The 22,988-nt window shown below is 64.5% G+C and carries 26 protein-coding genes; 14 read left to right on the top strand and 12 right to left on the bottom strand.

The features are described 5' to 3' along the window. Together FXB38_RS22545 and gor are read left to right on the top strand one after the other, a co-directional pair. The gene (locus tag FXB38_RS22545; RefSeq protein ID WP_148753172.1) at positions 1–513 is read left to right on the top strand and encodes a DUF2059 domain-containing protein; all 513 of its coding nucleotides are present in this window, start codon (positions 1–3) and stop codon (positions 511–513) included. Between the two features lie 79 nt (positions 514–592). Beyond that, complete coding sequence (gene gor, locus FXB38_RS22540; protein ID WP_148753171.1) at positions 593–1,993, top strand: glutathione-disulfide reductase; 1,401 nt, start codon at positions 593–595, stop codon at positions 1,991–1,993. 50 nt (positions 1,994–2,043) lie between these two features. On the opposite strand, the gene FXB38_RS22535 is transcribed toward gor, so the two are convergent. The 3 genes from FXB38_RS22535 to FXB38_RS22525 form a co-directional block, all read right to left on the bottom strand. After that, positions 2,044–3,690: a porin gene (locus tag FXB38_RS22535; protein WP_148753170.1), complete on the bottom strand. Its 1,647-nt coding sequence runs from the start codon at positions 3,688–3,690 to the stop codon at positions 2,044–2,046. 227 nt (positions 3,691–3,917) lie between these two features. After that, positions 3,918–4,385 carry a hypothetical protein gene (locus FXB38_RS22530; protein WP_148753169.1) on the bottom strand — a complete coding sequence of 156 codons (468 nt, stop codon included), beginning with the start codon at positions 4,383–4,385 and terminating at the stop codon, positions 3,918–3,920. Between the two features lie 131 nt (positions 4,386–4,516). Then, positions 4,517–5,656 carry a glucuronate isomerase gene (locus FXB38_RS22525; RefSeq protein ID WP_148753168.1) on the bottom strand — a complete coding sequence of 380 codons (1,140 nt, stop codon included), beginning with the start codon at positions 5,654–5,656 and terminating at the stop codon, positions 4,517–4,519. Positions 5,657–6,012: 356 nt separating this feature from the next. Between FXB38_RS22525 and FXB38_RS42905 the strand changes: the two genes are divergently transcribed. Then, positions 6,013–6,321 (top strand): hypothetical protein, encoded by a 309-nt coding sequence (locus FXB38_RS42905; protein ID WP_246230037.1) that lies wholly within the window; start codon positions 6,013–6,015, stop codon positions 6,319–6,321. A gap of 13 nt (positions 6,322–6,334) precedes the next feature. Here FXB38_RS42905 and FXB38_RS22515 read toward each other — a convergent pair whose 3' ends face one another. Next, positions 6,335–6,520: a hypothetical protein gene (locus FXB38_RS22515; protein ID WP_148753167.1), complete on the bottom strand. Its 186-nt coding sequence runs from the start codon at positions 6,518–6,520 to the stop codon at positions 6,335–6,337. Between the two features lie 349 nt (positions 6,521–6,869). On the opposite strand from FXB38_RS22515, the gene nhaA reads away from it, so the two are divergent. After that, positions 6,870–8,105: a Na+/H+ antiporter NhaA gene (gene nhaA, locus FXB38_RS22505; RefSeq protein ID WP_148753166.1), complete on the top strand. Its 1,236-nt coding sequence runs from the start codon at positions 6,870–6,872 to the stop codon at positions 8,103–8,105. Here the strand turns inward: nhaA and FXB38_RS22500 are convergent. Beyond that, positions 8,102–8,728 (bottom strand): FMN-binding negative transcriptional regulator, encoded by a 627-nt coding sequence (locus FXB38_RS22500; RefSeq protein ID WP_148753165.1) that lies wholly within the window; start codon positions 8,726–8,728, stop codon positions 8,102–8,104. The genes nhaA and FXB38_RS22500 overlap by 4 nt on opposite strands. 74 nt (positions 8,729–8,802) lie before the next feature. Next, entirely contained in the window at positions 8,803–10,269 is a 1,467-nt protein-coding gene (gene pdxR / locus FXB38_RS22495; RefSeq protein ID WP_430640184.1) for a MocR-like pyridoxine biosynthesis transcription factor PdxR, read from the bottom strand. Positions 10,270–10,486: 217 nt separating this feature from the next. Here pdxR and FXB38_RS22490 point away from each other — a divergent pair, with 217 nt between their 5' ends. The 5 genes from FXB38_RS22490 (at position 10,487) to FXB38_RS22465 (ending at position 13,324) form a co-directional block, all read left to right on the top strand. Further along, positions 10,487–10,867 (top strand): nuclear transport factor 2 family protein, encoded by a 381-nt coding sequence (locus FXB38_RS22490; protein ID WP_148753163.1) that lies wholly within the window; start codon positions 10,487–10,489, stop codon positions 10,865–10,867. Positions 10,868–11,234: 367 nt separating this feature from the next. Next, entirely contained in the window at positions 11,235–11,696 is a 462-nt protein-coding gene (locus tag FXB38_RS22480; RefSeq protein WP_148753161.1) for a TerB family tellurite resistance protein, read from the top strand. Positions 11,697–11,698: 2 nt separating this feature from the next. Next, positions 11,699–12,061 carry a hypothetical protein gene (locus FXB38_RS22475; RefSeq protein WP_187435061.1) on the top strand — a complete coding sequence of 121 codons (363 nt, stop codon included), beginning with the start codon at positions 11,699–11,701 and terminating at the stop codon, positions 12,059–12,061. Beyond that, the gene (locus tag FXB38_RS22470) at positions 12,058–12,696 is read left to right on the top strand and encodes a TerC family protein (RefSeq protein ID WP_148753159.1); all 639 of its coding nucleotides are present in this window, start codon (positions 12,058–12,060) and stop codon (positions 12,694–12,696) included. The genes FXB38_RS22475 and FXB38_RS22470 overlap by 4 nt, the downstream gene beginning before the upstream one ends. A gap of 43 nt (positions 12,697–12,739) precedes the next feature. Then, positions 12,740–13,324, top strand: a complete 585-nt coding sequence (locus tag FXB38_RS22465) for a TIGR00645 family protein (protein WP_148753158.1) — start codon at positions 12,740–12,742, stop codon at positions 13,322–13,324. Between the two features lie 64 nt (positions 13,325–13,388). Here FXB38_RS22465 and FXB38_RS22460 read toward each other — a convergent pair whose 3' ends face one another. Further along, complete coding sequence (locus FXB38_RS22460; RefSeq protein WP_148753157.1) at positions 13,389–14,327, bottom strand: LysR family transcriptional regulator; 939 nt, start codon at positions 14,325–14,327, stop codon at positions 13,389–13,391. 160 nt (positions 14,328–14,487) lie between these two features. Here FXB38_RS22460 and FXB38_RS22455 point away from each other — a divergent pair, with 160 nt between their 5' ends. Continuing rightward, positions 14,488–15,060, top strand: coding sequence for a hypothetical protein (locus FXB38_RS22455; RefSeq protein WP_148753156.1), 573 nt, complete (start codon positions 14,488–14,490; stop codon positions 15,058–15,060). Between the two features lie 120 nt (positions 15,061–15,180). Here the strand turns inward: FXB38_RS22455 and FXB38_RS22450 are convergent, their stop codons facing one another. Both FXB38_RS22450 and FXB38_RS22445 read right to left on the bottom strand, forming a co-directional pair. Next, on the bottom strand, positions 15,181–15,558 hold the full coding sequence (locus FXB38_RS22450; protein WP_148753155.1) for a winged helix-turn-helix domain-containing protein: 378 nt from the start codon (positions 15,556–15,558) through the stop codon (positions 15,181–15,183). 74 nt (positions 15,559–15,632) lie between these two features. Continuing rightward, on the bottom strand, positions 15,633–16,715 hold the full coding sequence (locus FXB38_RS22445) for a substrate-binding domain-containing protein (protein ID WP_148753154.1): 1,083 nt from the start codon (positions 16,713–16,715) through the stop codon (positions 15,633–15,635). 113 nt (positions 16,716–16,828) lie between these two features. On the opposite strand from FXB38_RS22445, the gene FXB38_RS22440 reads away from it, so the two are divergent. Together FXB38_RS22440 and FXB38_RS22435 are read left to right on the top strand one after the other, a co-directional pair. Further along, entirely contained in the window at positions 16,829–18,313 is a 1,485-nt protein-coding gene (locus FXB38_RS22440) for an aldehyde dehydrogenase family protein (protein ID WP_187435063.1), read from the top strand. Positions 18,314–18,502: 189 nt separating this feature from the next. Next, entirely contained in the window at positions 18,503–18,766 is a 264-nt protein-coding gene (locus FXB38_RS22435) for a hypothetical protein (protein ID WP_148753152.1), read from the top strand. A gap of 8 nt (positions 18,767–18,774) precedes the next feature. Here FXB38_RS22435 and FXB38_RS22430 read toward each other — a convergent pair whose 3' ends face one another. The 3 genes from FXB38_RS22430 to FXB38_RS22420 form a co-directional block, all read right to left on the bottom strand. Beyond that, on the bottom strand, positions 18,775–19,566 hold the full coding sequence (locus FXB38_RS22430; RefSeq protein ID WP_148753151.1) for a COG4705 family protein: 792 nt from the start codon (positions 19,564–19,566) through the stop codon (positions 18,775–18,777). Positions 19,567–19,584: 18 nt separating this feature from the next. Further along, positions 19,585–19,923, bottom strand: coding sequence for a hypothetical protein (locus FXB38_RS22425; protein ID WP_246230039.1), 339 nt, complete (start codon positions 19,921–19,923; stop codon positions 19,585–19,587). A gap of 123 nt (positions 19,924–20,046) precedes the next feature. Continuing rightward, the gene (locus FXB38_RS22420; protein WP_148753182.1) at positions 20,047–20,796 is read right to left on the bottom strand and encodes a COG4705 family protein; all 750 of its coding nucleotides are present in this window, start codon (positions 20,794–20,796) and stop codon (positions 20,047–20,049) included. A gap of 224 nt (positions 20,797–21,020) precedes the next feature. Between FXB38_RS22420 and FXB38_RS22415 the strand changes: the two genes are divergently transcribed. Both FXB38_RS22415 and FXB38_RS22410 read left to right on the top strand, forming a co-directional pair. Beyond that, the gene (locus tag FXB38_RS22415) at positions 21,021–21,683 is read left to right on the top strand and encodes a response regulator transcription factor (protein WP_148753150.1); all 663 of its coding nucleotides are present in this window, start codon (positions 21,021–21,023) and stop codon (positions 21,681–21,683) included. Beyond that, on the top strand, positions 21,680–22,987 hold the full coding sequence (locus FXB38_RS22410) for an ATP-binding protein (RefSeq protein ID WP_187435060.1): 1,308 nt from the start codon (positions 21,680–21,682) through the stop codon (positions 22,985–22,987). Before FXB38_RS22415 ends, FXB38_RS22410 begins: the two co-directional genes overlap by 4 nt. Position 22,988 lies beyond the last annotated feature (1 nt).

Genomic DNA, 22,988 nt, shown 5'->3' with positions numbered 1-22,988 from the left:
ATGAAGAGTGTTTTGAAGATCGTGCCTGCTGCGTGCCTCGCCTTCGCGCTCGCACTGGGGGCAGCGCCTGCGACCGCGCAGCAGCCGGCAGCACCCTCTGCGGCGTCGATTGCGGCGGCGAGGGAGATTTTGACGCTGAAGAACGCCAGCGCGATGTACGCCAACGCCGTGCCCGGCATGGTGGAGAAGGTCAAGGGCACGCTGATCGGCCAGAATCTCAACTATCAGAAGGATCTCAACGAGCTCGCCCCGATCATCACCAAGCAGCTTGCCGGCCGCGAGCAGGAGATCGGCGATGGCATGGTGGGGGTCTATGCCGGCGAGTTCACCGAGCAGGAGCTGAAGGATCTCGTCGCGTTCTACAAGTCGCCGCTCGGCCAGAAGCTGATCACCAACGAGCCCAAGGCCATCAGCCTCAGCATGCAGGTCATGAACGCGTGGGCGCAGAACTTCTCCGAGGTCGTCGCGAGCGCGTTCCGCGCCGAGATGAAGAAGCGTGGCAAGGAAATGTGACAATACCTATCTGACAGGATAGCTGATCAGGAAGCCCCAAAGCGCGTCGCGGTTCGGGTTGAAGAGGTCGGAGTGGACAATGGCTGAATTCGACGTCGACCTCTTTGTCATCGGTGGCGGTTCGGGCGGCGTGCGTGCCGCCCGCATCGCGGCCGGATACGGCGCCCGCGTGATGATCGCGGAAGAGTACCGCATGGGCGGCACCTGCGTGATCCGCGGCTGCGTGCCGAAGAAGCTGTTCGTGATCGGCTCGCATTTCCGTCAAGAGCTCGAGGATGCCGCCGGCTTCGGCTGGACCGTTCCGTCCGCCACCTTCGACTGGCCGACGCTGATTGCCAACAAGGACAAGGAAATCGCGCGGCTGGAGGCGGCCTACACGGCCAACGTCGAGAAGTCGGGCGCGCGGATCGTCAAGAGTCGGGCGCTGATCGAGGACAGGCACACCATTCGCCTGCTCGCAGACGACAGGAAGATCACCGCAAAATACATTCTGATCGCCACCGGTGGCGCGCCCAATCACGGCGCGGCGATCCCGGGCATCGAGCATGTGATCTCGTCCAACGAGGCATTTCATCTGAAGAAGCTTCCGAAGCGGATCGTGATCCAGGGCGGCGGCTATATCGCGCTGGAGTTCGCCGGCATCTTCGCCGGCTTCGGCTCCGACGTCACCGTGATTTATCGCGGCGACAATATTCTGCGCGGCTTCGACGAAGACGTCCGTGCGCACGTCCGCAGCGAGATGGAGAAGCAGGGCATCACCATTCTCACCGGCTGCACAGTGAACAGGGTCGATCGCCATTTCGATCGCAATGGCGAGGAATTCACCACGCATCTGTCGAACGGATCGAGCCTCGCGTCCGACCAGGTGATGTTCGCGATCGGCCGTCATCCGGCGGTGGCCAATCTCGGCCTGGAGAAGGCCGGCGTCGCCATCAACCCCAGGAATGGCGGTATCGCGGTCGATCATTTCTCGAAGAGCTCGGTCGACAGCATCTACGCGATCGGCGACGTCACCCATCGCCACAATTTGACGCCGGTCGCGATCCGCGAGGGCCATGCCTTTGCCGACACCGTGTTCGGCAAGCGTACGGTGCAGGTCGATCATTCCACCATCCCGACCGCGGTGTTCTCGCAGCCGGAGGTCGGCACCGTCGGCCTGACGGAAACCGAAGCGCGCGCGCAGTTCAGCCACGTCGACATCTACAAGACGACGTTCCGCCCGATCAAGGCGACGATGTCGGGCCGTGATACCCGCGTGCTGATGAAGCTCGTCGTCGATGGCTCGACCGACCGCGTGCTTGGCTGTCACATCGTCGGCGATGGTGCCGCCGAGGTCACGCAAGTGGTCGCGATTGCGGTGAAGATGAAGGCGACCAAGGCCGATTTCGATGCGACCATCGCGCTGCATCCGACCGCGGCCGAAGAGCTGGTGACGATGCGCACACCGACCGCGCGCCACGTGCGCCTGGCGGCGGAGTAGGCGCTCACGACGGGGAGCCGCGACCGGCTCCCCGCTGTCTTCTCTTCCGGTCAGAAGTCGAACGTCATGCCAGTGGTGACCGCTTCGGCCTTGTTGCCGGCAACGACGTTGTTGTTGGCGTCGCGTCCGCAAACGCCGTAGCCGTGTCCGCTGACGCCGAGGCAGTAATGTGCGCCGGGTCCGTTGCGGAGATAGCTGCCCACCAGGTACCAGCTCACGAACGGGCTGAAGTGATACTTCACGCCGAGTGCGTACTGGTCTGCGCTTGAGTCCACACTGTTGAGCGCGAAGTCGGCGGCACCGGCTGGAGCGGAGACCGTGACCCCGGGGGTGGGATAGGCATTGAGGACGCCGGTGCCCGGCGAGCCAGGCGACGCATTGGCGTGAGCCCATGATGCGCTGACGTCCCATTTGTCGACCGTCTGGGTCGCGCTCACGAAGTAGCCGTCGCGCGAGCGCTCGTTGAAGGCGGCAACCGTGTGCTCGCGGCGCATGATCTCGTAGATGCCGTAGAGCTGCAGGCTTCCGATCATGTCGTTGAACTTGTAGCCCGCGCCGACTTTCGCTGCCCATTCGTTGGCGATGCCGACTGCGCCCGCCGGCACGGTCAGAACGCCGCCGTTGCTCAGGGGTGTCACCGCCTCGTCGCCGGTTCGGTTGGTTCCTTCGTGGAATTCGTAGGCGGCGACCCCCGTGAACCCGGCCTGATTGTAGGTCAGCGACGCGCTGTAGAGATTGCCGTAGGAGCCGTCGGTGCAGCCTTCCGGCGCCGATGTCAGCGGGAAGCCCGAGCCGCTGCCGCGCGACGATGTCGCAGGACAGTTGAAATCGCCGAGCGCAAAGTCGCTGTTGTCCCTCGCCGTGTTCTGTCCGGGCGATAGCATGACGGTGGCCTGGAAGCCGTTCCACACCGGCGATTCATACCAGATCGCATGCGCGGCGCGCCAATCGAACTCGGCGCGGAGGTCGCCGCCGGTGTTGCCCATGATCGAGTTGTAGTCGCCGAGCGTGGCCGAGAACGGATCGAACTTCGCCGTCGCCTTCTTGTAGGGCGTGTCCGCCTTGCCGGCCTTGATCGTGCCCCAGGGGCTTTCCATGCCGAGGAAGCTGTCGCGCGTGCCGAACGCTGCGCGCTCGGTCGGAACGGCCGCGACTTCCACAAGGGATTCGAATTGCGCGATGGCCGCCCATCCGGGATAGCCATAGGGATCGAGGTTGTGCCGCGCGCGAACGCCGAAATAGGTGAGGTTGCTGGAGACCCCGAATTTCGTCCCCTGGTCGTAGACGCCCGCATTGAAGATGTCGCCCGAGAGGTCGACGTGGCCGTAGAGCGTCACGGTCGTGTTGTCGATGAACGGATTGGCGCCGGGCGCCTTGCTGTAGAGCGGAGCGCCGCCGATGCTGACGACGGTGTGTTCAGGCGCAGGCGCTGGTGAGGGCGCGACCGCCGCGTGCAGAACCGGATTGCCCTTCGGCGAGGCCGGGGCGACGGCTGTCACCGCGGCCTTCGACTCGCCGATGTGATTGACGCGTTCGCGAAGCTGCGTGTTCTCCTTCGCGAGCTTGGCGTTGCTGCGCTCGAGCGCATCGAGGCGCGCAATGACGTCATCCATGGTTGCAGCATTCAAGGGATGGCTAATCGTGGTTGCACAAAGGGCCGCAAAGCCTGTGCCGAGCAGAAAGGCCTTCCTCATCATGTTTCCCCTCTATCGCCGCGGACTCTCAATGGGCCCGGGATAAAGCGGAAGCTAATGTATGCCAGATACCATATACAACGGGGCTCTTGTGGTTTAGCTCGCTTTCCGGCCCGACTGTGTCTGATCAGCAACTATTCCCGACAAAGCGTGTCGCGCGGCGATCTGACGCATTGTGGTGCGCCGAACTGGTTCCGTGTCAAAAAGGCGAGCGGCTTCCGGGCCTTGGGTCAATCGCCCCACGGCGTTTCGCCGCGCGCGAGACGGTTGGCGATGTCGGTCTGGAACACGGGTGGTCCGAACGCGAACCACTCATCGCCGATCTGGTAGACGAGCAGCCGTCTGTTCTCGGCGCAAAATCGCGTCAGCCAATCCAGCGCCTTCTTCTTTGGCTGCTCACCGACAGGCACCACAACGTCGACCGGCAAGCCGCGCCAGAAGAAATTGGCGGCCAGCATGATCATGCTGGATTGATCCGGCCGCATCCAATCCGGCAGCGGGCTCGACGCGACCAGCCAGCCGCAGATGAATTCGCGGCAGGGATGCTGCGGGCGTTCCGGATAGATCGAGCAGCACTGGGCGATGCTGAACGGGCACGGTTGCCCCTTGCGTACCTTGTGACCGCGCACCTCGATCTGCAGCCAGCCATCACAGCAGGCGGTGCAGCTTCCGCAGGTTCTGGTGATTTCGGGGCTCACGGGCGAAGCTGGTGCTCCAGGCGCATCTCGATCGCCTATGAACTACCAGCAGCATTCGCCGAGGGGCAAGCTCTCTTCAGCAGACAAGACCTGCGGCGCAGAGAACCGGATGCGTTGCGTCGGCCTCGTGCCTACGTGTACAGATAGCCGACCGGCTTGCCTTCGGTGCGCAGGGGACGAATGTCCTTCTGCGTGATGATCTGACCGGCCAGGCCATCGATCTCGTCGCGTTGTGTCGGCGTCCAGCTGCGAAGATCGTTCATGCCTTTGAGCAGGCCGAGCCGCAGGACCTGGGTGTTTTCGCCGACGCCGACGAGGCTGATCGAATCCTTGCCCGCCGTCACCACATCGCCGGCCGCGAGCTCAAAGGTCTCGCCGGCCTTCTTCCTGAATTCCGCCGTGCCGCGAATGACGCGATAGATCACGACCTCGCCCTTGGCGAAGCAGTCGGCATCCGCGGCGATCGACGTGCTCTTTGGCAAGAGCGAGTGGCCGCGCGGGTCGGTTGCGATGATGTGGCCGGTGACGAGATGGCCGCTTGGAGTCTCGATCCCGATATCGCGCACATAGACCGGCAACGCGGATTTGATGGGGCCGTCGACGAGCGGCTTGAACAGTGCATCCAGTGCGAGGGGATCCTGAAGCCAGAAGCCTCCATCGGCCGGGCGATCGTGCAGAGGATGGTTCCAGGCCACGCGCGGCGTCTCGGCTTCGTCGATCTGATCCGGGCCGACGATGGTCGGATTCGGAAAGGTGGTGGGATCGGTGATGAAGGCTTCGAGGAATTTGCCGGAATAGCCCATCGAGATCGGATCCGGCACCACCGTCTGCGGCGTCTTCAAATTCTCTTCGGTCGACAGGCCCGACCAGGTGTAGAACAGCTGGCGATGCACGATCGCGCTTTGCAGCATCACCGCGCCCGGGCCGACATTATAGAAACGACCGTCATAGTCGAAGGTGAAGGCGCCCGAGGTGACCAGCACGAGCTGAAACCCGCCCGGCGGCAGATGCAGATGGAAGTCGGTGGGGCCGGTGTCGGGGCGGTAGATCGGCAGATTGGTCGCGACTTCGTGCAGCAGGAAGGTTTCGTTGTTGGCGTGAAAGCCTTCGTTGGCGCGGTTGTAGAGGGCTTGCGGACGATACGTCGCTTCGAACTTCGCATTCCGGTCGCGATCGATCGCCACAAAATCCCGGGTGTTGAGGCGGAGCGGCGCGCCATTCGGATGAGTGAGGCCGGTCGTCCTGAGATCGCCCGCAGCATGCACGTTCATGACGTTCTCCGCTCTGCGCCATTGCCAGCTTGCAATGTCACTGCGAATTTTGGGCCAGTTGGTTTGCGGATCAGCAAACGGGGCCCGCGCGGTGACGCGGCGAGCCCGGCCAGGAAAAAATCCGGTGGTTGCACACTAGGTTAGATCGCCCGATTGGCTTGACCGTCCGGCGCAGCGCCAGCGCCTCGCGCTTCTAGGAGAGCGGCTCGACTTGTCTAATTTGTCAGCAAGCCTCGCCAGTGCGCGGGCAGTTGTGCCTTCTGTGGATCGGGGGCGGCGTCGCAATTCGTCAGGACGGCGATTGACAATATGTTCATGTTTTGTTCTTATGTTGCGACCGAGATGGAGAGGCAGCCATGGACAACCGCATCAACGACATCCGCAGAACGATCAGAGCGCTCCGCGTCAGCATGCGCGAGGCTGAAGCGATCATGCATGAGCAGATCAATCGCGAGGAGAACTGCAGCTTCGTGGCGCAGGACCTCATCAAGATGCGCTTGGTCATGAGCGGGCTGGTGAAGGAGCGAACCGCGCTTGGCGACAACGAGCCGATCCTCGTCAACAGCTTCTTCATCCCGCGGCGCCGGCCGATGCGAAAGCCGGTCGCTGCTGCTGCCCCGACCGTCGCGTCTGTGTTCGGTCTACGCCTGGTGGCGAGGGCTTGACGCAGAGCGTGGCTCAATCAATGGAGTGCGGCGCGGCCCGATCCGGTTTGCCGGCCGGGCTGTCCGCCCACTTCGCCATCTCCATGGTCCGCGCGTCGATGCCCTCGCACCAGAAGCAGCTCGGCGTTGTCAGGCCCTGCTCGGACAGGATCGGGACCAGGCTGTGGCCGCAACCGGCGCACCAGGCGATGTCAGTCATGCATTCCCCTATGGCGTAGCAAGTTCAGAACAGACATTTTCGTTGGCGAAGCTTGTGCGGAGCGGATGCTCCTGCGCGATCAAGCAATGCTCGGGCTCGGTGACATGGGGTTCGAACGAGGTCGTCTCCGGTATGCGATCCAGCGGCACATGGAGTTCCCATCTGCAAAGTGTCGTGAGGAGCGCTAACGATCCGCGCCGCGTCGGGGTTCCGGCCGTCGCTGACACGGATGGCAGCGGGCGGGGGTTGCGTTAATCGCAGCACGATATAGAACGGCCCCGGGTGCTCGCTGCATTGGGCAGCGACAGGTCAAGCGATGGTCGGGCCGCCACGCAGGATGCGTGCGCCCATGAACGATCAGCTGCCCGGCAGGCACCTGCCCAGATCCCCGTTTTTCGTCGAGCGAGCGCTCACGGCGCTCCAGCAATTCCTGCATGTCGAGGCTGTCAGTGGCGTCGTGCTGCTGATAGCTGCGGCTGCCGCATTGCTCTGGGCCAACTCGCCATTCGCCCATTCGTATCACGACGTCTGGAACCTGCCGATTTCACTTCGCCTTGGCGAGCTCGGCTTTGTCAGACCTCTGCATTTCTGGATCAACGACGCGTTGATGACGGTCTTCTTCCTGGTCGTCGGCATGGAGGTCCGTCGTGAAATCCACGAGGGCGCGCTGAGCCGGTTCGATCAGGCCATTCTGCCGGTGCTGGCCGCCGTCGGCGGTGTCGGCGTCCCGGCGCTGATCTACCTGAGCTTCAATAACGTCGCGAACCGCATTCAAGGCTGGGCGATTCCAACTGCAACGGACGTCGCTTTTGCAGTCGGTGTGCTCGCCCTGCTAGGACGATCAATCCCCGCCAATATCAGGGTCTTTCTGCTCGCTCTGGCCATCATCGACGACATCATCGCAGTTCTCATTATCGCGCTGTTCTACAGCAATGGACTCGATCTCAACGGCTTTGTTGTTGCATTGCTCGGTGTTCTCACGGCGCTGGGATTTCAACGGCTCGGCTTCGGCTCGGCCTTTGCCTACGTCCTGCCAGCCCTCGTCGTCTGGGCAGGCTTCCTCATGGCCGGCGTGCATCCGACGCTTGCGGGTGTCGTGCTCGGCTTGATCACGCCGGTCCGCTCGGCGGATCCCGAGACAGTGCCGCCCGTCATCCGCGTGGAGACGGCGCTGCATCCCTGGGTCGCTTACGCAATCATGCCGCTGTTCGCGCTTGCCAATGCCGGCGTCGACCTCAAGAGCACTGAATTCACTGGCGGCGCGCAATTCGTGGCGCTCGGCATCGGGCTTGCGCTCTGCGCCGGAAAGCCGATCGGCGTGATCGGTGCGACCTGGCTTGCGGTGCGCGCGGGTGGATGCCGGCTGGCGCCGGGCGTATCCTGGGGCGGCGTCTGCCTCGTCGGGCTGCTGGCCGGCATCGGCTTCACGATGTCGATCTTCATCGCCATGCTCGCGTTTACCGACGACAGGCTGCTTGACGCCGCGAAGTTCGGCGTGCTGCTCGGCTCGCTCATCTCCGTGACGCTCGGCCTCGGATGGGGCGCCGAATACGCCCAGCGGCTGCGCAAGCAGACCGGAGACTAGACCGGAAGCGGGATCAGGGCTGCGACCTCGCGATCACCATGGTTCTCGCTTGCCGCGAGACCTTGCGCGACGCCGATGCGATCGGCGTCGGGCCGGTTCTGGCTCATCTTGCGCTTGCCTTCGAACCGCACCACGGGGATGCGCACGCCGACGATCCCGCGCAGCTGCGCGGCGACGAAATCGGCAGGGGCATCACTGACCGCCCACGGCTTTGCACGCGCGCCTTCGTGCTTCTTGGTCAGCCGCGTCACGGCTTCGAGCAGGCGCTCCGGCTCCTGGAAGAATTCCACCGGGCCATAGGCATGCACGGCGATGTAATTCCAGGTCGGCACGACCTTTTCGGTCTCCTGCTTGGTCGCGTACCAGGACGGCGTCACATAGGCGTCGGGACCGCTGAAGATCGCGAGCGCATCGCCGATCGGCGGCTGCTTCCATTGCGGGTTGGCCCTCGCTACGTGCCCGTACAGCACGCCATGCTCGCCTTCGCTCTCGTCGAGGAACAGCGGCAAGGGCGTGGCGACCGGACCTTCGGTGGTGGCCGTGACCAGGCTCGCAAGGCGGGAGGCGTGGATGGTCGCGCGGATGCTCTCGATGTCGTCGATAAAGGCGGGGGGAATGTACATGGCGTGTCTCCGTTCTGACTGCAGAGATAGCCGCAATCTGGACTATAAGAAACTGCCAGTTTTATATGATTATATCAGTCCAGTTCGGCAACCGCCTGCGCCAGGAGCCTGCAGCCCCGTTCGATTTGCGCGGTGTCCAGCACCGAATAACCCATGACAAGGCCGACCGACTTCCGCGCACCGCGCGGGCCGGCGAACAGCGCGGAGACGGGATAGATGCCGACGCCCTTGGTGCGGGCCGCCTCGATCAATGCATCCTCGCGCTTCTGCGGCACATCGTCGAGCCACGCCACCACATGCAGGCCCGCGGCCGCGCCCTCGATCCTGACACGATCGCCGAAGCGGCGGCGAAGGGCGTCGAGCAGCGCCTGCTGCCGCTCGGCGTTGCGCCGGCGCACGCGCCTGACATGGCTGTCATAGGCGCCGCTCTCCAGCATCGCCGCAAGCGCCTCCTGCTCGATCAACGGCGTGTGCCGGTCCATGATCTGCTTGGCGGCAGCGAACAGCGATCGCAGCGCCTGCGGCACCACGAGATAGCCGATCCGCAAGGTCGGCGAGAGCGTCTTGGAGACTGTGCCGAGATAGATCACGTTATCGCTGTTCTCCAGCGTATGCAGCGGCGGGATCGGCTTGGTGTCGTAGCGGTACTCGCTGTCGTAATCGTCCTCGATCACGTAAGCGTCGTTCTGTCTGGCCCAGGCCAGCAATTGGTGCCGGCGGCCGATCGGCATGACGCCGCCGAGCGGATATTGATGCGACGGCGTGACATAGGCGAGACGGGCCGCGATGCCGTCGAGCCGTTCGGTCTGAAGGCCCTCGGCATCGACCGTGACAGGCACCGTGACCGCGCCGGTCGCCGCGAAAGTGTGCCGCGCCATCTGGTAGCCGGGATCCTCCATCACGAAGCGGTCGCCGGCATCGAGCAGCAGGCGCGCGCAGATGTCGAGGCCCTGCTGCGAGCCGTTGACGACGACGATCTGGTCGACCTCGCAGCGGACGCTGCGCGATCGCCACAAATAACCCTGTAGCGCGGTCCGCAGCCGCAGCGCACCGCAGGGATCGTCATAGGCGAGCCGCTCGGGCTTGCGCGCCATGGCAGCCGTCACGGCCTTCTTCCATGCCAGCACCGGGAAGTCCGACGGCGACAGCTCGCCATAACGAAAGTTCGCGACAAGCCCGCGCGGCGGCGCGGACCAGTGAGGCGGGTCCTGGCGCAGCCGCTCGCCGAAGGTCGAAAGCCGTGCCTTGCGCGTCGATGGCCGGGACGTCGCGCGCGTGCGTCCGCGCTCCACCACCGCGCGCGCCACGCGCGGCCGGGCGCCATGGCGCGTCTCGATAAAACCTTCGGCGGCGAGCTGCTCGTAGGCAATCGTGACGGTCGAGCGCGCCACGCCCATCTCGTCCGCGAGCGCCCGCGATGACGGCAGCAGGCCGTCAGTGCCGTAGACCAGCGACATGATCTGGTCGCGCAGCGCCTCGTAGATCTGGCGCGCGCCCATGCGGCCAGTGCGGCGGCCGGGGTTGGTTCTCTTCTGCATCATCCACATTCCAGGCCGGCATTGGTCCGGCCGACGAGGGTCGGAATGTGGTTCTAATCCCGTTCGCCGGGTGTTTCGACGTAAGCCTTGCCGTAGGGATAAAAATTCTCCTTGCGGCCCATTTTTGCACGTTAGTCGTTGTTAGACGTTGCGAGGCCGCCTTGCCGCGGTCTGTCTGCGCTCCGACCTAAAGAGCAGGAACCGCAAGAGGGAGATCTCGATGGACGATCAGGCGAGGCTGACGGCGCTCCAGCATCATTGGGACGCTTCGGACGCAAACGATTTCGAGGCCGAGCATGACATCTATCGCGAGGATGCCGTGCTCGATTATCCGCAGTCCGGCGAGCGCATTCGCGGCCGCCGCAACATTCAGGAGAGCCGCTTCGTGCAGCCGAACAGAAAGCGCTTCACGGTCCGGCGGATCGTCGGCGGCGGTGATCTCTGGGTGAGCGAATTCATCCTGACCTATGACGGGGTGCCGTCCTACGTCGTCAGCATCATGGAATTCCGCGACGGATCAGTGGCGCACGAAACGCAATACTTCGGCGACCGGTTCGATCCGTCACCATCGCGCGCGCATCTTGTGGAGCGCGTCGGGTAGGACCGATGCTCGCGCCTACACTCCGTCATTGCGAGCGCAGCGAAGCAATCCAGACGCTTTCCGCGGAGGGATTCTGGATTGCTTCGCTGCGCTCGCAATGACGGCGCGGACGGAACCCCGATGCGGCTGCTGGTCGCACTCTTGTTACCTTGATTCCGGCTCACCGGGCTTTATATCCGGAGAGAACAAGAATCCGGGCCCCTCTGGCGAGGACGCTGACTGTGTCAGCAAAACCTCGCGATGTCGGATGACCTGTCCCGCGCGAATGCGATGGATCGGCCGATCGTCGGGCCCTCTTAAGTTCTCTCCGACCAAATCGTCCCCATCGAAGCTCCGCGCGGTCATTTCGCAAGATAAGGGAGCGACGATGTCTGACGCCAACACTTCCAACTCGATCGAACTCGAGATCACCGAGCCGCGCAGCTTCAACGAGCAGGCTGCGGTGGCGCTGGTGATCGCCGGTGCGCTGGTCGCCGTGGCCGACCGGCGCGTGTCGCCGGTCGAGCGCGATGAGGTGATCCGCTTCATCAGGGAACGCGGCTTGGCGCCGCACACCAGCGAGGAGCGCCTGTTTTCGATGTTCGACGAGCTCGCCGAACGGCTCGAAGAGCCTGATTTCGCCAATGTGGTGATCGACACGCTGCGGCCGGTCTCGGACCAGTCGCTGTCCTCTCATCTTCTCGAACTGTCGGAGCGCGTCGCGGCTGCGGATGAGGACGTGCATCCGCACGAGGTGCAGGCGATCAAGCTGTTGCGCCTGCTGACGCTGGTGTTGCCGCGCGCGAAGCCGGTCGGGCCGGCTGCCGTCAGCGCCGCCGAGAAGGCGTGAGCATGAGTGCTGCTTCGGACGAGCAAAGGACGAGAGGCGAGGGCGCCAGCGGTCAACCGGCCGGTGGCGACCCGCGGCTTGACGCGCTGGTTCAGCGGCTGCCGCCGCGCCTTGCGAGCAGCGTCGACTATCTCCTGCAACCGTCCAGCCGCTGGGTCCGGATTCCCTCGGGCGCGCTGCTCGTCGTCGGTGGCGTGCTGTCCTTCCTGCCGGTGCTCGGCATCTGGATGCTGCCGCTCGGCCTCGCGCTGCTCGCCGAGGACGTGCCGGCGCTGCGTGCGTCACGCTCAAAGGTCTTCGACTGGATCGAGCGCCGCAAGCCGCACTGGCTGGATCCGTCCGTACCGAAAAATGATCGAACATGACTGAATTCATCACCCCCGACGCGCTAACCGCGCTGCTGCAGGTCGTCGTGATCGACCTCGTGCTCGCCGGCGACAATGCCGTCGTCATCGGTCTCGCGGCCGCAGGCCTTCCGGCCGATCAGCGCCGCCGCGCCATCGTCGTCGGGATCGTCGCCGCGACCGTACTGCGCATCGTCTTTGCCGGCGTCGCGACCCAGCTCCTGCAAGTGATCGGCCTGCTGCTCGCCGGCGGCGTGCTGCTGCTGTGGGTGTGCTGGAAGATGTGGCGCGAGCTGCGCGAGCAGGCTGCGCATGCGAACCGGCCCGCGTTCAGCCATGCCGGTGGGGCGACCGCCGCGCCGGCGCCGCGGAAAACGTTCGGGCAGGCGGCGCTGCAGATCGTCGCCGCCGACGTCTCGATGTCGCTCGACAACGTGCTCGCGGTCGCGGGCGCGGCGCGCGAGCACCCCTACATCCTCGTCTTCGGCCTGGTTCTGTCGGTCGCGCTGATGGGCGTCGCCGCCGACCTGCTCGGCCGCGTGCTTCAGAAGCAGCGCTGGATCGCCTATGTCGGCCTCGCCATCATCGTCTACGTCGCCATCGAGATGATCTATCGCGGCTCGCTCGAGCTCGCGCCGGTTATCGCAAGTCTCTAAGTCCTGCTTTCGTTTTCCTGCCTTTGTGTCCCGGGAGTGATCCATGTCGTCTGAACCCCAAGCAGCTTCGGTCGCGCCTTCGCCGCAGCCGCAAATCGGCCCGTTCGCCCAGCTGATCTTCGGCTCGCGCTGGCTGCAAGTGCCGCTCTATGTCGGCCTCATCATCGCGCAGGCCGTCTATGTGCTGCTGTTCCTGAAAGAGCTCTGGCACCTGGTTGCGCACTCGTTCGACGCCAGCGAGCAGCAGATCATGCTGATCGTGCTCGGGCTGATCGACGTCGTCATGATCTCGAACCTCCTGGTGATGGTGATCGTCGGCGGCTACGAGACGTTCGTGTCCCGGCTCAACCTGAGCGGCCATCCCGACGAGCCGGAATGGCTCAGTCACGTCAACGCCAGCGTGCTCAAGATCAAGCTGGCGATGGCGATCATCGGCATCTCCTCGATCTCGCTGCTCAGGACCTTCATCGAGGCAGGCAATCTCGGTACCACCCGCAGCAACTTCACCGAGACCGGCGTGATGTGGCAGGTGCTGATCCACCTGACCTTCATCATCTCCGCGATCGGCATCGCCTGGGTCGACCGCCTCTCCGAGAACGGACATCGCAAGGAGAACGGTCACGCTTGAAGGCGTGGCCCGGCCTGATCAGAGACGCCGGCTCCGTGCCAGCGGAAACGACAGCGGCGCTTCATCACGCCCCTTGCGGATAGGCCGCGTTCTCGCGCCGTTCGCGCTCGCCGAGCTCGCGGACGAGTTCCTGGAGGAAGGACTCGGTGAAAGCCGGCAGGGTGCGCTCGGCGCGGACATAGATGCCGAGATCCGACCACACCGGGCTTCCCGCATTGTCGAGCGGCAGGAACACGAGCTGTGCGTCGCGCGACAGCCGGCCGATGCCGAGCTGGGTCTGGAAGGCGACGCCGACGCCGCGCGCGGCGAGCTCGCGCATCAGGTCGATCGAGTTGGCTTGGATCGCAGGCTCCGGCGTCTCGGAGAGCTGCGCGATCAAGGGCTGGAGCAGATGGTAGATCGACAGCTCCGGCAGCGCCTGGATGACGGGGAAGGCGAGACACTGCTCCAGCGTCACCGTCTTGCGCCGCGCCAGCGGATGCTCGCGCGCAACGAGCGCGCCGAGGCGAAACCGTTTCAGCGCGACCTGCCGCAGATCCGGAGGATGCCTGAGCGCGATGGCGATGCCGATATCGGCCTCGCCCCGGCGCAAGGCTTCGAGCACGTCGGACGATCCCATGATTTCTGCGGTGAAGCTGACGCGCCGGGCACGGGTCCGGTGCGAGGCGATCAGATCCGGCAACACCGACTCGGTGATGGACTCGATGCAGGCGATGCTGACAGTGCCGTGCCAGGCGCCGGACAGGGACGCCACGTCCGAGCGGAAACGGTCGAGGTCCTGGAGCACGTTCATGACGTGGCGGGCGAGCATCTCGCCGACCGTCGTCAGGGTCAGGCCGCGCGCATTCCGCTCGAACAGGGGCGATCCAACCTCTTGTTCAAGCTTGAGAATCTGGCGGCTGACGGCGGACGAGGCGACGTTCAGGAGGCGCGCTGCGGCGCGGATCGAGCCGGTGCGGCGGACGGCATGGAAGTATTGGATGGAAGGTGAGTGAAAGCGCATGGGACCCCCGGCGGCACTATAGCCGTTGCCGAAACGGCAGCAACATGTGCGAATTTCTCTGCCTTTTGAGAGCGCTGGTTTCACCCTAGTGTCATGTGCCGTCGGGCCCTTTCGGGCCCGCGCGGCGATGCGCCGCAACGATGCGGCAGGGGATTTTGGGGTGAACGAGAATATCGCTTGCGAGCTGGAGCACGGGCGGGACGCCCGTCTCGTCGATCGCCGCCGCGCTGCCGCCTATGTCGGCGTGACCGCCGGCCGCTTCGAGCAGCTGGTGCGCGACAATGTCGTGCCGCCGCCGGTCATGGTCGACAACAAGCGGCGTTGGCCGATCGCGTTGCTCGATGACGCCAGGGAAGCGGTCGGCAGCAGCATGCCGTCGCCGCCGGCGGTGCGAGCCGATGTCGAAGCGCGGCCCTGCGATCGTGACGCCGCGCCGTCTTCGCGCGAGCTGCCCGATCCAGCCTGGTTCGAGCAGCGCGCGAGCTTCGTGCAGCGCGTCCGCCGCTCGCTGCTCTCGGGCAACGAGATCCGCCTGCTGCGCGAGTTCAAGCTGCTCGGGCAGAACCAGATCAGCATGTACGGCTACTATGGCAGCTTCGAAGCGCTGATGGTGCGCGGCCACATCGTCGAGACCGACCGCAAGCCGCCATCGAGCCGTCCGCTGGTGACCTACCGCCTGACGGCGCAGGGCGAGCAGCTGATCACGGCACTGAAGGACGAGCCGGTCTTCTGACCGGACGTGATAGTTCGGAGTCTCGCAGGCTGTCGAAATGCGATCCGATGTCCGGCTGCGTGTCGACGGCCGAGACAACGTGCCACCACGCCTCCAGCGCGCTGCGCTCGCAACTGACCTCTACGAGGATTTTCGTGAACGTGCGATGTCGCTCTTGAGCGCTTCCAGATCCTTGTGCACCGCGCGTGCGGCGTCGCGCTCGATCTTCCGGTAGCGCGCCACAAGCTTTTCGCCGAACGGCGTCAGCATTGCGCCGCCGCCGTTCTTGCCGCCGGCCTGGGGCTCGACCGCGGCATGTCCGCAGATTCGGTTGATCTCGTCCACGAGATCCCAGGCGCGCTTGTACGACATGTCCATGGCGCGGCCGGCCCCGGAGATCGAGCCTTGCGCGCGGATCTGCTCCAGAAGCTCGATCTTGCCGGGCCCGATCCGATCCTCGCCGTCGAGGTCGATGCGAAGGCTCAGCTGGGGAAGGGATTTGGCGCTCGCGCGCGACATGATGATGTCTCTTGTGCTCTGGCTTGGCAGATTGCCACTGTTGTCCGTCGTGGACAAGGCGAGCGCGCCATTCGTCATCGCACCGCGTGCATCTCCAGAAACGCCTTCACGCCGGTCACGGTACCGGTATCCGATGGCACGTAGCCGGGCAGGGTGGCGACGGCGGCACGAAAATCGGCGCTGCGCATGATCTCGAGGATGCGTTGCATCGGCGCGGTCTCAAGGAAGGCGCGCTTGCAGACGAAGAAATAATCCTCGGTGAGGATGCGGATGAAGTCGAGGCCGAACTGGCGGGCGGCCGCCTCGACACCGAAGCTTGCATCGGCCATGCCGCTCGCGACATAGGCTGCGACCGCCGCATGGGTGAACTCGATCTGCTGCGCGCCGTTGATCCTGCTTTCGTCGATGCTATGCGCGGCGAGCAATTGGTCGAACAAGAGGCGCGTGCCGGAATCATGGTCGCGATTGACGAAGCGGACGTTGGGCCGGGTGAGGTCATCAAGCGAGGCGATCCGCCGCGGATTGCCGCGCGCGACCATCAGACCCATCTCGCGCGTCACAAAACTGATGATGCGGTCCTCGCGCGGATCGAGCCATTCGCGCGCGGCCTTGATGCCCTGGGCGCGTAGCGCGCCATGCGGCAGATGCAGGCCGGAGAGGTCGCAGGCGCCCTGCGCCAGCGAGACCAGCGAATGCTGATTGCTGACATAGCGTAGATCGACGCCGATGCCCGGCTCGCGATCGAGGAATTCGCGCAGCTTGGCGACCGCAAAGCCGTGGCTGGCATGGACGCGGATCACGGAAGGCCGCTGTTCGAGGAACGGCTTGATCTCGCTCGCGAGCTCCTGGGCCAGGTTTTCGAGCTGCGGTCCGAGCCGGGCCTGCATGCGCTCGCCGGCCCACACCAGCCGCTCGCCGAATGGCGTCAGCTTCGAGCCCTTGCCGCGCCGGGTTTCGACCAGGGGCGTGCCGAAGAACTCGGACCACTGCTCGATCAGATTCCAGACGTGCCGGTAGGACAGCTGCGCATCGCTGGCCGCGCTCGTGATCTTCCCGGTCTTCCGGATCTCGTTGAGCACGCCGATCATGATGACGGCGGTGCGCGGACTGCCTTCATGGCGAAACCGCCAGACAGCTTCGATCTCGATCTGAAGCATCGGCTTCCTTATGAATTACGCTTCATATGTGGGGCGTCCATTGGCACATCATATCATATTTAAATCGGGTCAATAGGCGCCTAGTTTGGCATACTAGAACTGGAGGAAATATGATGTCTGCTGCATATGACTTTGCCCACTCGCCGGCCAGCGAGTTCATGTCCCGGCCGCAGCATCTGCTCATCGACGGCCGCCGCGTCCCCGCGAGCTCCGGCCGGACCTTCAAATCTCTCAACCCCGCCACCGGGCGGGTCATCGCCACCATCGCCGAGGGCAACGAGGCCGATGTCGAGCACGCCGTGGCCGCCGCTCGCCGGGCCTTCGAAGGCCCGTGGCGCACGATGCGCGCCTCCGAGCGCGGCCAGATTCTGCTGCGCTGGGCGGACCTGCTCAAGCAGCACGCGGAACAAATCATCGAGCTCGAGTCGATCGACGCCGGCAAGCCGATCTCCGCGACGGCGCGCCAGGACTTTCCGGCTGCCGTCGACACGCTGATCTACTACGCCGGCTGGGCCGACAAGATCAGCGGTGACGTCGTGCCGGTCCGGGATGATGCCCTGACCTACACCGTGCGCGAGCCGGTCGGCGTGGTCGCGGCGATCGTGCCGTGGAATTTCCCGCTGATGATCGGCATGTGGAAGCTCGCACCTGCGCTGGCCTGCGGCTGCACCATCGTGATGAAGCCGGCCGAACTGACCTCGCTGTCCGCGCTGCGCATTGCGGAGCTCGCGCTCGAAGCGGGCCTGCCGGCGGGCGTCTTCAACGTCGTCACCGGGCCCGGACGTGTCGTTGGTGACGCGCTGGTCAATCACCCCGATGTCGACAAGGTCACCTTCACCGGCTCGCCCGGCGTGGGCCGTGGAATCATGAAGGCCGCGGCCAGCAACTTCAAGCGCGTCTCGCTCGAGCTCGGCGGCAAGTCGGCCAACGTCATTTTCGACGATGCGGATCTTGAAGCGGCTTCCAAGGCTGCGGCCTCCGGCATCTTCTTCAATGCCGGCCAGGTGTGCTCGGCTGGCTCCCGCGTGCTGGTGCAGGAGAAGGCCTATGACGAAGTCGTCGAACGCCTCGCCGCGCGCGCGAAGTCGATCAGAATCGGCGACCCGCTTGACCGCAAGACGGCGCTTGGTCCCGTGATCTCCGAAAAGCAGATGAAGTCGATCCTCGACTTTGTCGATATCGGACGGGCAGAGGGCGCGACCCTCGTCACCGGTGGCGAGAAGGTCGGCGATCGCGGCTATTTCATCAGCCCCGCGGTGTTCGCGAATGTCGAACACGAGATGCGGATCTCACAGGAGGAGATCTTTGGCCCCGTCGTCAGCGTCATCGAGTTCAGGGACGAGGCCGATGCTTTACGGATCGCTAACGGCACGGCCTACAGCCTCGCCGCCGGCGTCTGGAGCCGCGATATCGGCAAGCTGCAGCGTTTCGCCAAGCGGGCTCGCGCCGGCACGGTCTGGATGAACACCTATGGCTACACCGACGTGCGCCTGCCCTGGGGCGGCGAGCGCGACTCCGGCCTCGGCCGCGAGCACGGCACTGCTGCGCTCGACAATTTCACTGAGCCGAAGGCTGTCTGGATGAATTTGGCCGTTTGATACCTCCCGAGCGGCCAATCCTGGAGCCCGCCTGATCCGTCCGGTCAGGCGGGCTCTCTTTTCGGGGATCGATAAAAGTGTCTGCAATCCGCTCACGCGCGGCAAACCCTGCGGACAAGAACCGAAGCGGCTTAAACCTCCGCTTTGGAACCGACATGCATCCTGCCTGCAAAAGGTTGGGGCATCAGCATGTCAGTTCTCAAGGAGATCGTCGCTGCGGTCGCAGGAGTCTACGCGCTCCTGTTCGTCTGCGACGCAGTGTTCGGCGTCGGCGAGGCGCGCTTCGACGACGCCTATTACAGCGCCAGCTACTACGCGCCGAAACCGAAGGAATTCCGCTTTGCCAGCGACACGCCACCGGCGACCCGCGTCAGCGAAGCCTTCGCGCAGTTCTCGGCGGCCGAAGCCAAGCCGAACAAGCGCTACTCGTCGCTGACGACGATCATCCGGTAATCGATTTCTCAGGTTTGCTCCGCTGTTCGACTATCGCCTGGATGCTGCCCCGCGCGTTGCGGGATCAGCAGCAGGCAGCCCACCATGAACGCCGCGATCACGGCCGAGGCCAGCGGCCGGCTCAGCGCGAGGCCGCCATGATCGAGCGGCTTGTCGAGGAAGTCGCCGACGGTCGCACCCAGCGGTCGCGTCAGGATGAAGGCGGCCCAGAACAACGTGACGCGAGAGACGCGGGTCCAGAAATAGAGTGCGGCGATGACGGCAAGCCCGGTTGCGAAGATCAGCGCGCCGCCGCGATAGCCCATGTCGCCGGTATCCGCGATCCAGTCGCCGAGCGCGGTGCCGAGCGTCTGCGAGAAGGTGATCGCTCCCCAATAGAAGACCTCGACCCGCGGCGTGCTGACGCTGTTGACCGAGATCGTTCCCTCGGTGCGATACCAGAGACCAAGCACCAGCACGAGGCAGGTGAGAAGGAGCGTCGCGCCGCCGGTATAGCCGATGCCGAGCGAGCGGTCGGCGAAGTCGGCCATCGTGGTGCCGAAGGTGGTCGAGGCCACGATGGTCGTCCAGTACAGTGATGGATGGAATTTGCGCGCGCGGATCTGTGCGGCGACCAGGACGATCATCGCCGCCAGGAACAGGCAGGTGCCCGCGAGATAACCCCAGTTCAGCGTCATTGTGACGGTGTCACCCCCGGTCTCGCCGAGAGTCGTGGCGGCGATCTTGATGATCCAGAAGCCGAGTGTGACTTCAGGGACCTTGCTCTCGCTGACGAGGTTGCTCTTCGTGTAATCTTGCATGGTGTCCTCGTTGTCGTCTCAGGCCTTGGCGACGCTATCCATGATCGCGAGCAGATCGGCGATGGCCTGCTTGCATTTTGCAGCGTCCGGCGTGCCAGCGCGCAACGCCTCCAGCGCGCGATCGATCGCCTTGTCGACCGTGTGCCAGTCCGCCGCCGCACGCGGCTTCAATCCGGCTTCGGCCTCGTCCCATTTGGTCTCGAGATCCTTGATCCTTGTCTTGGCGCCGGGCAGGTCGCCCTTGTCGACCAGTGCGGCGACATCGACGACGATGCTGCGGAACGGCGTGAGATCGCCGAGCTTGGCGGTCGCGGCCTCCGCGAGCGGCACGAAGGTGAAGCGTTGGCTCGCATGCATGTTCGGTTCGCCCGTGAAGGTCGTCAGCAGGCAAACGACGACGGCGGGAATGAGTTTCATCATGTGGTTTCTCCTGGTGTGGCTCCTGCGTCCGTGCAGGCTGCGTTGAAACTGTGATTGGCGTTATTGCGCCGGACCGGCGCGGCGCGCGCCGTCGCCTTCGAACGTCACCCAGGCAACGAGGCCGACGATCACGGTGAGGAAGGCGATGCTGGTGTGGATCGTGCCGAGGCCCATGCCGCCATACTCGCGCGATTGTGACAGCAGATCGCCGAGCGAGGCGCCGAGCGGGCGAGTGAGGATGTAGGCGAGCCAGAAGGTGAGAACGGGATTGGCGCCGATGGTGTAAGAGAGGGCCACCGCCACGATCAGCGCGCCGAAGGCGACGACGCCGAGCTGAAAGCCGAGACCGAGTGCTTCGGTCGCAAGATCGCCGGCGGCGGTGCCGAGTGCGAAGGTGAACAGGATCGCGGTCCAGTAGAACAGCTCGCGTCGCGTCGTGACGATGCTGCGGATCGACAGCGTGCATTCGACGCCGAACCAGACCGCAAAAGTCGCAGCCAGCGCGCAGGCGAAGACGGCGGTGCTGACATAAAGGCTGATCTCGAGCTTGTCTGTCAGCAGATCCGTGAGCTGCGTGCCGACGATACTGACGAGGACGACGGTGAGCCAGTAAATCCAGGGTACATAAGCGCGGCGGTTCAGTTGCAGCAGCAGCGCGGCAATCAGCAGGCCGGTCATGCAGATCGCGGTCAGGCTGGCGCCAAGGCCGACATGCACCGCGAGATAGTCGGCGCCGGTCTCGCCGACCGTGGTCGAGAGGATCTTGATGACCCAGAAGGTCGCGGTGACCTCCGGAACCTTGTTCAGCATCCGCCTTGCGCCAAAGCCTGAATGTTGCGACACGCCCAAATCTCCCAAAGCCGAAGTGATGTCGGAGCGTCGCGCAGAGGACTTAGCCCCGGCTTAGGGATGAGAAAATTCCGGGCAGGCTGGCCTTCGCCGCAATTTGGGCCTGCTGGCGTTTGCTAACTCTGCGCTAAGTCGGAATGGCCATGATCTTGACGGCCGGATGGCCAGCGGTTGAGGATCGAGTCTTGCGGGTTCTGCTGGTCGAGGACGACAGGATGATTGGCGCGGCGATCGAGCAGGCGCTGAAGGATGCCGCTTACGCCGTCGATTGGGTCAGGGACGGCGAGACCGCGCTGCTGGCCGCGGAAAGCGAATCCTACGAGGTGCTGCTGCTCGATCTCGGTCTGCCGAATACCGACGGCCGCGATATTTTGCGGCGGCTGCGTGCTGACGGCCGCAAGCTTCCCGTCATCATCGTGACGGCGCGCGATGCGCTTGACGACAGGATCGAAGGGCTCGATCTCGGCGCGGACGATTATCTCGTCAAGCCGTTCGAGATCCGCGAACTGCTGGCGCGGATGCGGGCGGTGCTTCGCCGTGAAGGCAGCGGTGCGCCCGCTGTGCTTGGCAATGGCAAGCTCAGTCTCGATCCTGCGACCCGCGAAGCCTCGCTCTACGGCCAGACGTCCATTCTGACCGCGCGCGAGTTCGCGCTGCTCCAGGCCTTGCTGACGCGGCCCGGGACTATCCTGTCGCGGAGCGAACTCGAGCGGCAGCTTTACGGCTGGAACGAGGAGGTCGAAAGCAATGCAGTCGAGTTCCTGATCCACTCCATCCGAAAGAAACTCGGCACGGAGGCGATCCGTAACGTGCGCGGGATGGGATGGATGGTGGATCGGGGGCCATGACTAAGTCGTTGCGCGGCCGGCTGTTCATCAGCTTGACGACGATTGTCCTGCTGACAGGTCTTGTGGGGGGCGTGTTTGCGCACCGGTGGGCATTCGACGAAGCCATCGAGACCCAGGACTCCGTCCTGATCCAGATCGCAGATCTCGTTCAGGGCGGTGGTCTCACGGGAACTCAGGACCTCCATGGGGTCGATGAGGATTCCGAAATCTGGTTGATGGAGCTGGGCAAGGCGCCGCAAGGCACGCCCGAGCAGCGCCAGCTGTGGCGGCTTCAGGACGGGATGCGCGACGCGACGCGAAACGGAAAGCCGATCCGCGTGGTGTTGCGGACGCGGTCCGACGGCAGCCGCTTTGCAGTGGCGCAGAGCACGGGCGTTCGTGATGAGATCGCGGGCGACATGGCGTTCCGTACCGTGCTTCCGATTGCAGCGCTCATCCCCTGCCTGATGCTGGTGATCGCCTTCGTCATCGCCAGATCGCTGCGCCCGATGGTGCGTCTGGCAGACGAACTCGATGCCCGGCCCGCGGATGACATGACGGCGCTCCCGCTTCACGGCCTCCCGAGCGAACTCAACCCGTTCGTGTCCTCGATCAACGGCTTGCTGCGCCGCGTGCACGACATGATGGAGCAGCAGCGCAGGTTCGTCGCCGATGCTGCGCACGAACTGCGCACGCCGCTCACCGCGCTGAGCTTGCAGGCCGAAAATCTCGATCAAGTCGAACTGCCGCCGGCCGCGCGCGAGCGCCTTGCGGCGCTTCGGCAAGGCATGCGCCGCAGCAAGCATCTCTTGGAACAGTTGCTGGCGCTGGCACGGCATGACGTAACGCCCTCCGATCGCGTCCAATGGGAGGTCGTGGAGCTCGATCGCACGGCGAGAAGGGTGATCGCTGATCTCTTGCGGGAGGCGATCGGCCGCGGCGTCGATCTCGGCTTCGCACGAGCTGAGCTTGTACCGGTGCGCGGTGAGCCTGTCATGCTCGCCGCCATGATCCGTAATCTCATCGACAACGCGCTCCGGTTCACGCCGGAAGGTGGCAGGATCGACGTGGCGATTTACCAGGACGACACGACGGCCGTGCTTCAAATCGAGGACACCGGGCCCGGCGTTTCCCCCGACGAGATCGACCGGATTTTTGAGCCGTTCTTCCGTGGTCAGCGTCCGGAAGGCGATGGCGTCGGTCTCGGCCTCTCGATCGTGAAGCGGATCGTCGATCGGCTCGGTGGGACGATAGAAGCGGTGAACATGACGGAGGCTGGACGAACAGGGCTGCGGATCGTCGTCAAACTGCCCGCGGCCGCCTGAC

It is taken from the genome of Bradyrhizobium cytisi, assembly GCF_008123515.1.
Classification (GTDB): Bacteria; Pseudomonadota; Alphaproteobacteria; order Rhizobiales; family Xanthobacteraceae; genus Bradyrhizobium; species Bradyrhizobium cytisi.
The sequence above is the reverse complement of the archived record's forward strand: the minus strand, read 5'-3'. Positions and strand labels throughout refer to the sequence as shown.

Bases quoted from the DNA above. Each gene is read 5' to 3' on its own strand.
- FXB38_RS22545 (WP_148753172.1), top strand. From the start codon at position 1: ATGAAGAGTGTTTTGAAGATCGTGCCTGCTGCGTGCCTCGCCTTCGCG.
- gor (WP_148753171.1), top strand. From the start codon at position 593: ATGGCTGAATTCGACGTCGACCTCTTTGTCATCGGTGGCGGTTCGGGC.
- FXB38_RS22535 (WP_148753170.1), bottom strand. From the start codon at position 3,690: ATGATGAGGAAGGCCTTTCTGCTCGGCACAGGCTTTGCGGCCCTTTGT.
- FXB38_RS22525 (WP_148753168.1), bottom strand. From the start codon at position 5,656: ATGAACGTGCATGCTGCGGGCGATCTCAGGACGACCGGCCTCACTCAT.
- FXB38_RS42905 (WP_246230037.1), top strand. From the start codon at position 6,013: ATGGACAACCGCATCAACGACATCCGCAGAACGATCAGAGCGCTCCGC.
- FXB38_RS22515 (WP_148753167.1), bottom strand. From the start codon at position 6,520: ATGACTGACATCGCCTGGTGCGCCGGTTGCGGCCACAGCCTGGTCCCG.
- nhaA (WP_148753166.1), top strand. From the start codon at position 6,870: ATGAACGATCAGCTGCCCGGCAGGCACCTGCCCAGATCCCCGTTTTTC.
- FXB38_RS22500 (WP_148753165.1), bottom strand. From the start codon at position 8,728: ATGTACATTCCCCCCGCCTTTATCGACGACATCGAGAGCATCCGCGCG.
- pdxR (WP_430640184.1), bottom strand. From the start codon at position 10,269: ATGATGCAGAAGAGAACCAACCCCGGCCGCCGCACTGGCCGCATGGGC.
- FXB38_RS22490 (WP_148753163.1), top strand. From the start codon at position 10,487: ATGGACGATCAGGCGAGGCTGACGGCGCTCCAGCATCATTGGGACGCT.
- FXB38_RS22480 (WP_148753161.1), top strand. From the start codon at position 11,235: ATGTCTGACGCCAACACTTCCAACTCGATCGAACTCGAGATCACCGAG.
- FXB38_RS22475 (WP_187435061.1), top strand. From the start codon at position 11,699: ATGAGTGCTGCTTCGGACGAGCAAAGGACGAGAGGCGAGGGCGCCAGC.
- FXB38_RS22470 (WP_148753159.1), top strand. From the start codon at position 12,058: ATGACTGAATTCATCACCCCCGACGCGCTAACCGCGCTGCTGCAGGTC.
- FXB38_RS22465 (WP_148753158.1), top strand. From the start codon at position 12,740: ATGTCGTCTGAACCCCAAGCAGCTTCGGTCGCGCCTTCGCCGCAGCCG.
- FXB38_RS22460 (WP_148753157.1), bottom strand. From the start codon at position 14,327: ATGCGCTTTCACTCACCTTCCATCCAATACTTCCATGCCGTCCGCCGC.
- FXB38_RS22450 (WP_148753155.1), bottom strand. From the start codon at position 15,558: ATGTCGCGCGCGAGCGCCAAATCCCTTCCCCAGCTGAGCCTTCGCATC.
- FXB38_RS22445 (WP_148753154.1), bottom strand. From the start codon at position 16,715: ATGCTTCAGATCGAGATCGAAGCTGTCTGGCGGTTTCGCCATGAAGGC.
- FXB38_RS22440 (WP_187435063.1), top strand. From the start codon at position 16,829: ATGTCTGCTGCATATGACTTTGCCCACTCGCCGGCCAGCGAGTTCATG.
- FXB38_RS22435 (WP_148753152.1), top strand. From the start codon at position 18,503: ATGTCAGTTCTCAAGGAGATCGTCGCTGCGGTCGCAGGAGTCTACGCG.
- FXB38_RS22430 (WP_148753151.1), bottom strand. From the start codon at position 19,566: ATGCAAGATTACACGAAGAGCAACCTCGTCAGCGAGAGCAAGGTCCCT.
- FXB38_RS22425 (WP_246230039.1), bottom strand. From the start codon at position 19,923: ATGCATGCGAGCCAACGCTTCACCTTCGTGCCGCTCGCGGAGGCCGCG.
- FXB38_RS22420 (WP_148753182.1), bottom strand. From the start codon at position 20,796: ATGCTGAACAAGGTTCCGGAGGTCACCGCGACCTTCTGGGTCATCAAG.
- FXB38_RS22410 (WP_187435060.1), top strand. From the start codon at position 21,680: ATGACTAAGTCGTTGCGCGGCCGGCTGTTCATCAGCTTGACGACGATT.